This is a genomic window from Algibacter agarivorans (assembly GCF_039543245.1).
Taxonomy (GTDB): domain Bacteria; phylum Bacteroidota; class Bacteroidia; order Flavobacteriales; family Flavobacteriaceae; genus Algibacter_G; species Algibacter_G agarivorans.
The window spans coordinates 106,098-120,072 of record NZ_BAABJJ010000004.1; the positions used below are offsets into that span (position 1 = coordinate 106,098).

Consider the following 13,975-nt stretch of genomic DNA (forward strand, 5'->3'; position numbering starts at 1 on the left):
TTTTTATTTAATTTTTATAATGTAATGTCTGGTTGCCTGCGCTTTTCATATTTAAGGTCTTTCAAAATACTGGATTTTATTCCAATAAAGAAATTCCAAGAACTTCTAGTACTAAAAGGTACCCAGCTAAAATTCATACGCCAACTTAGTAAGTCACGCTCAAAACGCAGTTGTGTATAGGTGAATCCCGCATTTTTTAGATCATAACCGGAAGAGGCTCCAAAAGACCATTTTTCGGATAATTCAATATCACCAGAAAACATAAGCGAATGCGATGATATTTCATTTTGCCGCCTCGAGTTTGAGTAGTTTACGGCATAAGCAATCCTTAAGCTCCAAGGTATTTTATAGTTATACAATTCACTTGGCGTTTGTTCTTTGTCTTCGCCTCCTCGTATTTGCTGATTAGCAAAGTCTTCAGATACACCAAATAAATCGTCGTCACGACCACCACTGCGTAAATTTTCTTGTATACTACTATCCTTCTTATCGTCTTTTTTGTCACCTTTTTTACTAGCTAAAGACCAGCTTGTTGTCAAATTTGCACTTGTTAACCTAAAAAGACTTCCACCATTATTAATATTGAATTTATCTATTTTTTTGTTATTATTGTCCAGAGCATAAGGGTCTAAAGTAGCACCAAAATTCACACTCATTTTATTCTTAAATAGCTGAGTGCCACCGCTCATTCTAACAGGACTCCATTGTAAAGAATCACCAGCAAAATTATAAGAGGTTGAAAAGTTTAAGTTATTTAATAAAATGATTTTTTTAGGTTCAGTGGCCGTACTATCTCTATCTCTCACTTTGGCTTCAAGATTATTGGACACTGAAATTCCCATAGAACTAGAAAAATTTTTATTTGGAGTTCCAAAAACACCTTGTTCAAATCGGCTATATTCAACATCGGTAGTGGTTAAGCCATCAGCACTGACAACTTCATAAGAATCATAATATTTGTCAAAAGCAGGGTTGATATTATAGCTTATTGATGGTCTAATAACATGCCGAATGGCTTTTATTTTATTGTCTGTACCTTCTTTTTCAAAATTAAACATACCATATATAGTGGTTCCTAAACTAGTACTGAAATTATAGGTTCTATAGGAGTCAAATCCGTTGACATCCTCGGTTACGGCTTCTCTTTCAATAGGGTCAAAAGACCTATTAATTGTTTTAAATGTCCATACTTCATTAAAATTAGTGCTCGCGCTCAAACTAAAATATTTGAATACTTTAAAGTTGGTGCTTAGCGGAATAGTGTGCTGAAAACCTGCTTTAGCATCTTCAAACATTTCTTTTTTAAAGAACAAAGAATCTGTAGTCTGAATTCTGTTTTCCCCACGGATATTATACTGTAAATTGATATTTTGAATAATCCCTTTTTTTGAACCTGTTTTGGAAGCAAATGGGTACATTCTGCCTACACTACCTTGAAACGTTGGAAGTGTCATGTTTATGGTTTCGGTATTTGTGTTTTGAGAATGCGTTGCAGTTACACTGTAATTAACCTGTGGTTCTCCCTGAAATGTTTTTGAATAGGACACCGAAGATGATAGCGTGTTATTTAAAAAAGCACCAGAATTTATTTGATTAACAGAGCTACGGTAGTATGTGCTACTACCTAAGTTAACCGAAGCTGAAAAACGCGAACTAGGGCTAGCTTTGGAATCTTGGCTGTGCGACCAGCGTAAATTATAGATAGTACTTCTGGCATAATCAGGAAAACCACGTTCGCTTGTAATCAGGTTTTCATATCTAAAACCAACATTACCTCTAAATCTATAACGCTTGGAGTAGGTGCTTTCTAAACGTGTGCCATAACTGCCATTGGTGTAATAATCACCTAAAACGGCTAAATCTATATAATCGCTAATAGCAAAGTAATATCCTCCATTTTGTAAAAAATAACCTCTGTCGTTTTGTTCGCCAAAAGTAGGAATGATAACTCCAGAAGTTTGCTTTTCACTTTGCGGAAAAAAACCAAAAGGTAGGCCTAAAGGTGTGGGTACATCATAAATAAAAAGGTTTGCTAAACCCGTTACAATTTTTTTTCCAGGAACAATTTTTGCCTTTCTGAGTTTTATGTAATATTCAGGATCATCAAGGTTTTCGGCAGTGGTATATTTTGCATTCTTTAAAAAGTAAACCGAATCATTTTCCTTCTTAGTTATTTGGGCAATTACAGTACCTTCTCCCTGTTCTGTTTTAGAATTATATATAAGTGCCTTTTGGGTTTCAGTATTAAAAATAATAGAATCTGGTTCAACAATATTACTACCTTGTGTAAAAACAGGTTTTTGAGTATAACCTTCAATAGAATCAGTAATCCCTTTTGCGTAAACCGTGTTTTTTATGTAGTCAATAGTAATGTCGCCAGCGGTTATGTTCATATCGCCATAATCAATCTTGGCTTCATTATATAAATAAAGCTTTTGCTTTTTTTGACTGAACCTACTGTAATCTGTAGCGTGGTATTTAACTATATGCTCTAAAAGGTCTTTTTCAGGGGGAATGGAATCTGTTAAAGTAGAATCTTGTTGTTTTTTTGATAGTTCAGGAAAAGAAATACTATCAGTTTCAATTATTAAGCTATCTTTAATACTTCGGTCAATAACTTTTCCCTTTTTAGGGATGTCTTGAGCGAAGCTTAACGTGTTAATAAACACTGTAAAACTTAATGCAAAAAGTATTTTAAAGTTGTTTGTGTGCAACGCTTTTAAATGTATTTTTGTAAAAGTATGGCTCGGTTTTTGAAAAGCCAAAATTACATATATTTTTCTGTGATTGATTTAATATTCAATTAAAAATTTAAAATTAAAATAAACCGAGTTTTTTAGTCGTTAAAGTCCTTTAAGAAACATCAATATCGAGGGCTTTTTATCAAGAATGATGCCTAAACAGATGTCACTTAAAATCGATTAAAAAAAAGAATTTACCTGATGAAAACGAACAACATATTACTTTTCGTATCTTTTATAATAGTATTAACACTTTCTTCTTTTGTAAATACAGAACAAGTTTCTACTAAAAAATTTGTAGTGGTTTTAGATGCTGGTCATGGAGGGAAAGATCCTGGGAATTTAGGAAATGGTTATCGAGAAAAAATTATTGCGTTAAAAATTGTTTTAGCAGTTGGAAAACAACTTGAGAAGAACCCAAATATAAAAGTTGTCTATACACGTAAAACAGATGTTTTTATTGATTTATTTGTGAGAGGAAAAATTGCCAACAAGGCTAATGCAGACTTGTTCGTTTCGATTCATTGCGATTCCCATACCAGTCAAGCCTATGGAGCAGGAACCTTTGTTTTAGGAACGCATAGGAATAAAACTAATTTTGAGGTTGCTAAAAAGGAGAACTCCGTAATTTTTATGGAGGAGGATTATGAGAAAAACTACGCAGGTTTTGATCCGAACTCACCAGAATCTGTCATGAGTATTCTTTTAAGTCAAGAAGAATACTTAGATCAAAGTATACAGTTAGCTGGCTTAATTCAGAATAATTTTGCGAATACATTAAAACGTAAAAACAGAAAGGTTAAACAAGCGGGTTTCATCGTTTTACATCAAACCGTAATGCCCAGTGTTTTGGTAGAACTTGGGTTTTTAACGAATAAAAAAGAAGGCGCTTACTTGAATTCCAAAAAGGGTCAAAGCGAAATGTCAATGGCAATCAAGAATGCTATTTTGGAATATAAAATGAGCATAGAAAAAAATGTTGGAAACTATACGACTATTGATGAGGTTGAAAACAAAAAAGAAACCGTTACAAGCGATATAACCTTTAAAGTGCAAATAGCAGCAAGTTCCAAAGCATTGGAAACAAAATCTTATAATTTTAAAGGACTAAAAACGATTTCACGATTAAAAGAAGGTAATCTCTATAAATATTTCTATGGTTCTACAAATAGTTATGAGGAAACAAAAGTCTTAGAGCAAGAGGCAAGAAACAAAGGCTATTCCTCTAGTTTTATAGTAGCTTTTAAAGCAGGTAAAAAAATAGCGTTAATTGATGCTTTAAAATCAACAGCTAATTAGACCTGTTCTTTTTAAATTTATATTAAATTTGCCCTTCTAACAATTCATTTATTTTGAAAATATCTAAAGAAGTTAAAATAGGAGTACTTGTGTTATCGGGCATTGTCCTATTTATTTTTGGGTTCAATTATCTAAAAGGTCAAAATTTATTAGATTCCTCACGTACGTTTTATACAGAATATGAAAATGTTGAAGGTGTAGTGCCTTCTACACCAGTAACTATTAGTGGAAAAGCTGTTGGGAAAGTAAAAGACATTTCATTTAAAGAGGATGGCTCTGGAAAATTATCAGTAACACTTTTAGTGGATAACAGTTTTCAATTCTCTAAAAATAGTAAAGCAGAATTATACGAAACTGGACTTATTGGAGGTAAAGCCATTGCAATAGTTCCAGCGTTTGATGGTGCTGCTAATGCCAAAGATCAAGATGTTTTATCAGGTGGAATTAAAGCTGGTTTAACCGATTTGGTTAATCAAAGACTAACACCTCTTCAAGAGAAAATTGAAAAAATGATGGTTAGTGCAGATACATTGCTTGGTAACTTAAATGATGTTTTTGATGATAAAACGAAATCAAATTTAAAGACGAGTATTTCAGAATTAAGTGCTACCATTCAATCTTTCAAAAACACGTCTGTGTCTTTAAATCAAGTGGTTCAGGATAATCAAGAAAAAATTGACAATGTATTGACTAATGCCGATAAACTTACGGGCAATTTAGCAAACATAACAACTACGCTTTCAGAATCTAATTTAAAAGAAACCGTAAAAAATTTAGAATCTACACTTCAAAATTTTGATAATATATTAGCTAATTTAGAAAAGGGAGAAGGCTCTATGGGTAAACTTCTTAAAGATGACGCATTGTATGACAATCTAAAAGGCGCTTCAAAAGAAATGGAAGCGCTTTTAGAAGACATAAAATTACACCCAAAACGCTATTTTAGAATATTATCTAAAAAAGAAATTCCTTATTCAGAAGCAGAATCTAACTAATAATTATGGAATATTTACCTAATATACTTTTTGCTATTATACTTATAGCTGGAATTGGTTTTTTTTCTAAAAACGTTAAAAAGCTTATTCGTAATATTAAATTAGGGCAAGTTATAGATGTTAGTGATAATACATCGCAACGATGGAAAAACATGGCGATGATAGCCTTAGGGCAAAGTAAAATGGTACGTCGCCCAATTGCAGGTTTTTTGCATGTTGTCGTTTATATAGGTTTTATAATCATTAATATTGAAGTTCTAGAAATTATAATTGATGGTCTTTTTGGTACACATAGAATAGGTTTAACTGTCTTACCCGTATCTGCTTATGGTTTTTTAATTGCTGCTTTCGAAATTTTGGCAATTTTAGTTTTCATAGCGGTTACCATATTTTGGATTCGTAGAAATATTATAAAATTATCACGTTTCTGGAAAAGTGAAATGACCAGTTGGCCAAAAAACGATGGAAATTTTATCCTGTATTTTGAAATGGTGTTAATGACCCTGTTTTTGGTCATGAATGCTACCGATGTTCATTTTCAAGACATGAATTCAGGAAATAGCATAAGCCAATTTATAGCACCATGGTTTTCTGGATTATCAGAAAGTAGCTTGCATATAATAGAACGCGGAGCATGGTGGGTGCATATCATCGGTATTTTAGTATTCTTGAATTATCTGTATTTTTCAAAGCATTTACACATATTATTGGCGTTTCCAAACACGTATTATGGTAAGCTAACCCCAAAAGGGCAATTCAATAACCTTGAAGCAGTTACCAAAGAAGTGAAAATGATGATGGATCCCAATGCCGATCCCTATGCTGTTCCTGAAGATGATGGTGAAGTACCTGCAAAATTTGGCGCCAGCGATGTACAAGATCTAAATTGGGTACAATTATTAAACGCATATACCTGTACAGAATGTGGACGTTGCACTAGTGAATGTCCAGCAAATCAAACAGGCAAAAAGTTGTCTCCACGTAAAATCATGATGGATACCCGCGACCGTTTAGAGGAAGTTGGTAAAAATATAGATACAAACAACGGCGAGTTTAAAGATGACGGTAAACAACTTCTGGATGATTATATTACCAAAGAAGAGTTGTGGGCGTGTACCTCATGTAACGCTTGTGTAGAAGCCTGCCCCGTAAGTATCGACCCGCTGTCAATTATTTTAGAAATGCGTCGTTATTTGGTTATGGAGCAGTCCGCTGCACCAGTCGAACTCAATAACATGATGACAAATATCGAGAACAACGGAGCACCATGGCCATATAATCAAATGGACAGATTAAATTGGAAAAACGAATAATTAAATAATTTGGGCGTTACCCGAAAAGGGTCGGGCTTTACGTTGCAATCTTTTTTAAGAGAAAAACTTAAAAAAGGATTTACACTACAATCCCTAACGCAAAACCAACACATATCCTGCGAGGTTTTAAAAACGGTGTAGGTATTAAAATTTAAACAATGAGCGAATTACTAAAAGTACCAACCATGGCAGAATACATGGCTCAAGGAAAACAACCCGAAGTTTTATTTTGGGTAGGTTGTGCTGGAAGTTTTGATGATAGAGCAAAAAAAATAACAAAAGCATTTGTAAAGCTTTTAAACAAAGCTAATGTTGAGTTTGCAGTTCTTGGAACAGAGGAAAGTTGCACAGGCGACCCCGCAAAACGTGCAGGAAATGAGTTTTTATTTCAAATGCAAGCCGTAACCAATATAGAGGTGCTAAATGCTTATGAGGTAAAAAAAATAGTAACCGCTTGTCCACATTGTTTTAATACCATAAAGAATGAGTATCCAGAATTAGGTGGTAATTATGAGGTCATGCACCACACACAATTTTTAAAAACATTGCTAGATGAAGGGCGTTTAAGCATCGAAGGTGGTAAGTATAAAGGCAAACGCATCACATTTCACGACCCCTGTTATTTAGGACGTGCTAATAATGTTTATGAAGCCCCACGCGAATTAATTCAGAAATTAGAAGCGGAATTAGTCGAGATGAAAAATTGCCGACGCAACGGATTGTGTTGTGGAGCAGGAGGTGCGCAAATGTTTAAAGAACCAGAAAAAGGCGATAAAGATGTAAATGTTGAACGCACAGAACAAGCCTTAGATGTAAAACCAGAAATTATTGCAGCGGGTTGCCCGTTCTGTAATACCATGATGACGGATGGTGTAAAAGCCAAAGAAAAAGAAAGTGATGTTCAAGTTATGGACGTTGCAGAACTTATAGCTAACGCTCAAGATTTATAGTTTTTGTCATTCCTGCGAAGGCAGGAATCCATTGCCTATTTATAATTTATTTAAAAAATCGTAAATCAACAATCGTAATTCGTAAATAGTACAATGTTAGTAGATTTCAACACATTACCAGAAGAATCACGGGTTTGGATATACCAAGCTAACCGTTCATTTTCAGAACAAGAACTTGAAGAAATTCAATCTAAACTAGATGTTTTTATTGAAAATTGGACAGCGCATGGCAGTGATTTACAATCTGGATATACCATAAAATATAAACGATTCATTATTATTGGCTTAAACCAAGATTTGAATAAAGCTACAGGTTGCTCTATAGATGCTTCTGTCAATTTTATTCAACAATTAGAAAAAGACTATAATGTTGATTTATTGGATAAAATGAACGTGTCCTATAAGCAAGGCGATTATGTTGCTTATAAAACGCTATCCGATTTTCGAAAAATGGCAAAAGATAAAGCCGTTTCAAAAAATACGATCGTCTTTAATAATCTTGTTACCAATATTGGGGAATTTAAAGAAAACTGGGAAGTGCCTGCAAGCGAGAGTTGGCATGGTCGGTTTGTTAAATAAGCGAGGTATTATTTCAAAAATAAACTTTCATATATCAAATAGAATAGTGATTTTTACGTTCCGATAACTATCGGGATTCAAAAAGTAAATACGAATTCAATATTATGGACAACGAGATCATCTTATTAAATATTTCAGGACAAGATAAACCAGGTTTAACGTCTAATTTAACCGCTGTTTTAGCAGAATATGGTGCTAAAGTGTTGGATATTGGTCAAGCAAATATTCATGATACATTATCCTTAGGTATTTTATTTGAAATTCAAGCTGGAAAAAAATCGGCAGCAGTTTTAAAAGACTTACTTTTCAAGGCTTATGAGCTTGGTATTAGCGCTAAATTCACACCAATTACCCTTGATGATTATGAACACTGGGTCACGCTTCAAGGGAAAAATAGATACATCGTTACAATTTTAGGAGAAAAACTAGCAGCTCAGCAAATATCAGAAGTTACTAAAGTCATTTCAGACAAGAATCTAAATATAGATGCTATAAAAAGACTTACCGGGCGATTATCACTAGTTAAAGAGGAGGAGTATCCTAGAGCTTCTATACAGCTATCCATTAGAGGGGAAATAAGTGATAAAGCTGAAATTACGGAGAAATTTATGCAGATTTCTCACGATTTAGATGTCGATATAGCGTTTCAAGAAGATAATATTTATAGAAGAAATAGACGTTTGGTTTGTTTTGATATGGATTCTACATTAATCCAAGCGGAAGTTATCGACAAATTAGCGGAATTAGCTGGTGTTGGCGATGAGGTAAAAGCAATAACAGAATCGGCAATGCAAGGCGAAATAGATTTCAAGGAAAGCTTTAAAAGACGCATGAAGCTCTTAAAAGGTTTGAGTGAAGAGGTTCTTCACGATGTTGCTGTCAATTTACCTATAACTAAAGGCGCTAAAAGACTCATTGATACACTAAAAAGCTACGGTTTTAAAACAGCAATTTTATCGGGTGGATTTACATACTTTGGTGACTATTTGAAAAAAGAATTAGGTATGGACTATGTCTTTGCAAACCAATTAGAAATAAAAGATGGTGTTTTAACAGGTGGTTACCTTGGTGATATTGTAGATGGCGATAAAAAAGCAGAATACCTTAAAGAAATTGCTCTAAAAGAAGGCATAGATATTAGCCAAACTATAGCAGTCGGTGATGGCGCAAACGATCTGCCAATGTTGAATTTAGCTGGCTTAGGCATAGCATTTCACGCAAAACCTACAGTAAAGGATAATGCGGAAAATTCGATATCTAGTATTGGACTAGATGGCGTATTGTATTTGTTAGGTTACCACGACAGACATATTGATTTAATTGAGTAGTTTTTGTTTATAATCTTGTTATAAATCTATCTTAAAGTCTTTCTATCTTCTTCTTAAAAGTATTATTTTGGCATGATTATTAGTAATTTTATTGTTATTACTAATATCCCCCTTAATTAGTCTTTTATGCGTCAAATCATTTTATTATTTTTTTACTTTTTTTCTATACTCTCCATAGTTGGTCAAACAACTAAAAACCCATTGCTTACAGAAGATGCCGAATTTCAGAAAAAGTGGGTAGATAGTGTGTATTCATCTTTTACTTTGGCTGAAAAAGTTGGGCAATTGTATATGGTTCAGGTCATGTCTAATCAAGACAAAGCAACCAAAAACAAGATTATTAACCTCATAAAAGACCATCATATTGGTGGTGTTATTTATTCAAATGGCGGTCCAAATCGGCAGGCTAGATTAAATAATGAGTTGCAATCGTTTTCTAAAACACCACTGTTAATTGGTATGGATGCCGAGTGGGGACTAAGCATGCGTTTAGATTCTACATATGCGTTCCCATGGAATATGACGCTTGGTGCCATAAAAGATAATAAACTTGTTGAGCAAACAGGAAGACAAATTGGAGAGCATTGTAAGCGTTTAGGCGTACATTTTAATTTTGCACCTGTGGTTGATATTAATACCAATCCTAAAAACCCTATTATTGGCAATCGTTCTTTTGGGGAAGACAGGGATAATGTAACCCAAAAAGCTTCGGCATTTATGAAAGGCATGCAAAGTGCAGGTGTTTTGGCTAATGCTAAACATTTTCCTGGACATGGGGATACCGATCAAGATTCACATAAAACCTTACCGACTATAAGTTTTAACGAAAAACGTATTGATTCTATTGAGTTGTATCCCTATAAAAAACTCATTAAGGAAGGGCTTTCAAGTGTTATGGTCGCACATTTAAATGTACCGAGTTTAGAACCTCGCGATGGCTATCCGTCATCATTATCAAAACATATTGTTACAGATATTTTAAAAGATGCTTTAGGATTTCAAGGCCTTATTTTTACGGATGCTTTAACCATGAAAGGTGCAGCGGATTTTAGTGAAACTGGCGATATAGATTTAGCTGCTTTTATGGCAGGGAACGATGTTATGTTAATGTCTGAAGATGTAGGTATTGGGGTTTCTAAAATTATGGAAGCCTATAATAAAGGTGATATAACTGAAGCACGTTTAGAGCACTCGGTTAAAAAGATTCTTCAAGCAAAATATAAAGTCGGATTGCATCATTATGAACCTATTGGTTTGTATGATTTATCGAAAGATTTAAATAGGCTTAAAGATGATGTTTTATATGAAGAACTTCTTGAAAATGCAATAACTATTGTAAAAAACGATAATGATTTATTACCACTTAGACGATTAGAAACTAAAACTATAGCTTATGTTAATTTAGGCGATGACAAAGGGAATACGTTTTTAAAAGAATTAAAAAAGTATGCTAAAGTTCATGAAATAGCATCAGATAATTTGTACGGTATAGTAGGGAAGTTAAAAGCCTATAATACAGTAATAGTAGGATTTCATAGATCTAATGAAAACCCTTGGAAAGCGCATGAGTTTACTAGTAAAGACCTAATTTGGTTACAGCAAATAGCAGAAAACCATACCGTTATTTTAGATGTTTTTGTGAAGCCTTATGCACTTTCTGATTTAGAGACCATTGAAAATATTGAAAGTATAGTAGTGAGTTATCAAAATAGTGACATTGCCCAACAAAAATCGGCACAACTTATTTTTGGAGCTATAGAAGCTAAAGGGAGTTTGCCTGTTTCAATAGGAGGTTATTTTAAAGCTGGAGATGGGATTCAAAATAACGCTATTAAACGATTGGGATATACCGTGCCAGAACGTGTGGGCATGAATTCAGAAAAACTAAGTAGAATAGATTCTGTGGCGCAACATGCTGTAAATGGAAAGATGACACCAGGGATCCAGCTTTTAGTGGCTAGAAAAGGAAAAGTTATTTATAATAAGAATTTCGGGAAACACACCTATAAAGGTAAAGAAAAAGTTGGTTTTGATGATATTTATGATGTGGCATCACTTACCAAAATATTAGCAACCTTGCCACTTTTAATGGAATTAGAGGAGCAAGGTATAGTATCTTTAAATACCAAGCTTTCCGAAATATTACCCGAATATAAGGGGTCAAATAAAGAACATATTACTTTAAAAAGCATGTTATCTCATTATGCGCGGTTACGGCCATGGGAACCTTTTTATTATCATACTTTAGATACCATTACAAAACGTCCGAGTAAAAAATATTATAGATATGAACGCAGTGATAAATTCAATGTTGAAGTAACTAAAAATTTATTTTTACGAACTGATTATCAGGATTCTATACCTAAAATCATTAAAGAGTCAGAGCTCCTAGAAACCCTAAGATACCGTTACAGCGATTTTCCCTATTATATTTTAAAGAAATTTATTGAGTACCATTACGACAGAACACTAGAGCAATTAACGCAATCACATTTTTATGAACCCTTAGGTGCTAATTACACCATGTACAACCCGTATCATAAAATAAGTAGTAAAAAAATTGTGCCTACTGAAATTGATGATTATTACAGATACCAAAAAGTACATGGATATGTACATGATATGGGAGCTGCCATGCAGAATGGTGTTGGTGGGCATGCAGGGGTTTTTAGTAATGCTAACGATGTAGCAAAAATTATGCAAATGTATTTGCAAAAAGGGTTTTATGGCGGAAAGCGTTATTTAAAACCAGAGACTATTAATAAATTTAATACTTGCTATTATTGTGATAATGATAATAGGCGAGGTATAGGTTTTGATAAGCCTCAATTGGGTGATGTCGGTCCTACATGTGGCTGTATATCAATGACTAGTTTTGGTCATTCAGGCTTTACAGGTACTTATGCGTGGGCAGACCCTGAAGAAGAAATTGTGTATATTTTTTTAGCGAATAGAACCTATCCGCATGCAGGGAAAAATTTGTTATTAAAAGAAAATATTAGAACAGAAATACAACGCTTAATTTACGAAGCGATAGAAGATTAAAAGTACTTAAAGTTTCAAGTTATAAGTATTTAAAGTTATAAGGATATTAACTTTAAATACTCAAAACTTAAGACACTTAAAACTTATTATATGAAAATTGGTATTGTTTGTTATCCAACATTTGGAGGTAGTGGTGTAGTAGCTACAGAACTGGGTTTAGAACTCTCTAAACGTGGGCACGAAATCCATTTTATCACATATAACCAACCCGTAAGATTGGAGTTGTTGAGTAATAATGTGCATTATCATGAAGTAAATGTGCCAGAATATCCGTTGTTTCATTACCAACCTTATGAGTTGGCCTTATCGAGTAAATTGGTAGATATGGTAAAGCTTCACGGAATAGAAATATTACATGTGCATTATGCCATTCCCCATGCTTATGCTGCATATATGGCTAAAAAAATGTTACAAGAAGAAGGTATTTATGTGCCTATTGTAACAACGCTTCATGGTACCGATATTACGCTTGTTGGTAGTCATCCATTTTATAAACCAGCAGTAACGTTTAGTATTAATAAATCGGATGCTGTTACGGCGGTTTCACAGAATTTGAAAGATGATACCTTGCGTTTATTTGATATTAAAAATGATATTAATGTTGTTCCAAATTTTATAGATTTAGAAAAATATCACCATAATGGGTTTACCGATTGTCAACGTGGTATAATGGCAAATGATGACGAGAAAATCATTACCCATATCAGTAATTTACGTCCTGTAAAACGCGTACAAGATGTTATTAGTGTGTTTTATAATATCCAAAAGGAAATGCCTGCAAAACTCATGTTTATTGGTGAAGGCCCTGAAAAAGAAAAAGTTGAAAGACGCTGTACCGAACTTGGTATTTTAGATAAAGTGGTGTTTTTTGGAAGAAGTAACGAAATAGATAAAATATTGTGTTTTAGTGATTTGTTTTTACTGCCTTCGCAAACAGAAAGTTTTGGTCTAGCCGCATTAGAAGCTATGGCATCTGGAGTGCCTGTTATTTCTAGTAATACAGGTGGTATTCCTGAAGTTAACATTCATGGAGTTTCTGGGTTCTTAAGTGATGTTGGTGATGTTGAAGATATGACCAAAAACGCATTACATATTTTAAGTGATGAATCACGTTTAAATACCTTCAAGGAAAATGCTAGAAAAGAAGCTCTAAAGTTTGATTTACATGCTATAGTGCCACAATACGAAGCTATTTATGAAGATACATTGGCTAAGTGTTTGTTGTTGTGAGTTTTAGGAGGTGTTTAACGGTAAATTGTATGGTGCGTAGGGCGTTAAAAAGCACTTTATTGTCAAGCCGCTAAGTAGCCGAAGCGCAGATTTGACACCTGCTATTTGACAGCCGCCCTATGCACTATACAAAATGTGTGTGCCCAGCAAGGGCATCTTTTATTTACCGAAAGGTAAATAATTAATCTAGAGGGTGCAAGTCCCTTATGGGCGGAGGTAACGCTTCGAACCATTAGTAAGTCGCAAGCTGGTTTATCGTGAGGTAGGATCAAGAACAATTGTTGTGTTTAAGCAAAAATTCTGGTTAATCTAAAAAGGAAGAACTCTACATTTTGACACCTCTAAACTGTGCTCTAAAAGCCTTTATTTTGGCATTAAAGGATTCCGCTGAAGCATTGGTGCTTCTGTTTATAAAGTAATTTAGGATTGACCTGTAGTTTATTGTTATTGTATTTGCAATAGTATTAAAAGCCTTAAAGCCTGTTTGTTCTACAT

Annotated in this window: 9 protein-coding genes and 1 pseudogene; 8 read left to right on the top strand and 2 right to left on the bottom strand. The window is 34.0% G+C overall.

Annotation, left to right across the window (positions count from 1 at the left end; genetic code table 11):
• Positions 1-14: 14 nt before the first annotated feature.
• Positions 15-2,765 carry a putative LPS assembly protein LptD gene (locus ABD935_RS02000; protein ID WP_345189865.1) on the bottom strand — a complete coding sequence of 917 codons (2,751 nt, stop codon included), beginning with the start codon at positions 2,763-2,765 and terminating at the stop codon, positions 15-17.
• A gap of 177 nt (positions 2,766-2,942) precedes the next feature.
• Here ABD935_RS02000 and ABD935_RS02005 point away from each other — a divergent pair, with 177 nt between their 5' ends.
• From ABD935_RS02005 to bshA, 8 genes are all read left to right on the top strand, one after another.
• Positions 2,943-4,040 carry an N-acetylmuramoyl-L-alanine amidase family protein gene (locus tag ABD935_RS02005; protein WP_345189866.1) on the top strand — a complete coding sequence of 366 codons (1,098 nt, stop codon included), beginning with the start codon at positions 2,943-2,945 and terminating at the stop codon, positions 4,038-4,040.
• A gap of 53 nt (positions 4,041-4,093) precedes the next feature.
• Positions 4,094-5,035, top strand: coding sequence for an MlaD family protein (locus ABD935_RS02010; protein ID WP_345189867.1), 942 nt, complete (start codon positions 4,094-4,096; stop codon positions 5,033-5,035).
• A gap of 5 nt (positions 5,036-5,040) precedes the next feature.
• Positions 5,041-6,348, top strand: coding sequence for a 4Fe-4S dicluster domain-containing protein (locus ABD935_RS02015; RefSeq protein ID WP_345189869.1), 1,308 nt, complete (start codon positions 5,041-5,043; stop codon positions 6,346-6,348).
• A 158-nt stretch (positions 6,349-6,506) separates the two neighbouring features.
• Entirely contained in the window at positions 6,507-7,298 is a 792-nt protein-coding gene (locus ABD935_RS02020) for a (Fe-S)-binding protein (protein WP_345189870.1), read from the top strand.
• Positions 7,299-7,391: 93 nt separating this feature from the next.
• Positions 7,392-7,877 (top strand): ABC transporter ATPase, encoded by a 486-nt coding sequence (locus tag ABD935_RS02025; RefSeq protein ID WP_345189871.1) that lies wholly within the window; start codon positions 7,392-7,394, stop codon positions 7,875-7,877.
• 104 nt (positions 7,878-7,981) lie between these two features.
• Complete coding sequence (gene serB, locus ABD935_RS02030; RefSeq protein ID WP_345189873.1) at positions 7,982-9,205, top strand: phosphoserine phosphatase SerB; 1,224 nt, start codon at positions 7,982-7,984, stop codon at positions 9,203-9,205.
• A 126-nt stretch (positions 9,206-9,331) separates the two neighbouring features.
• Positions 9,332-12,250, top strand: a complete 2,919-nt coding sequence (locus ABD935_RS02035) for a serine hydrolase domain-containing protein (protein ID WP_345189874.1) — start codon at positions 9,332-9,334, stop codon at positions 12,248-12,250.
• Positions 12,251-12,340: 90 nt separating this feature from the next.
• The gene (gene bshA, locus ABD935_RS02040; protein WP_345189876.1) at positions 12,341-13,480 is read left to right on the top strand and encodes an N-acetyl-alpha-D-glucosaminyl L-malate synthase BshA; all 1,140 of its coding nucleotides are present in this window, start codon (positions 12,341-12,343) and stop codon (positions 13,478-13,480) included.
• A gap of 287 nt (positions 13,481-13,767) precedes the next feature.
• Here bshA and ABD935_RS16575 read toward each other — a convergent pair.
• Positions 13,768-13,975: pseudogene (locus ABD935_RS16575) on the bottom strand (transposase); the annotation flags it as partial.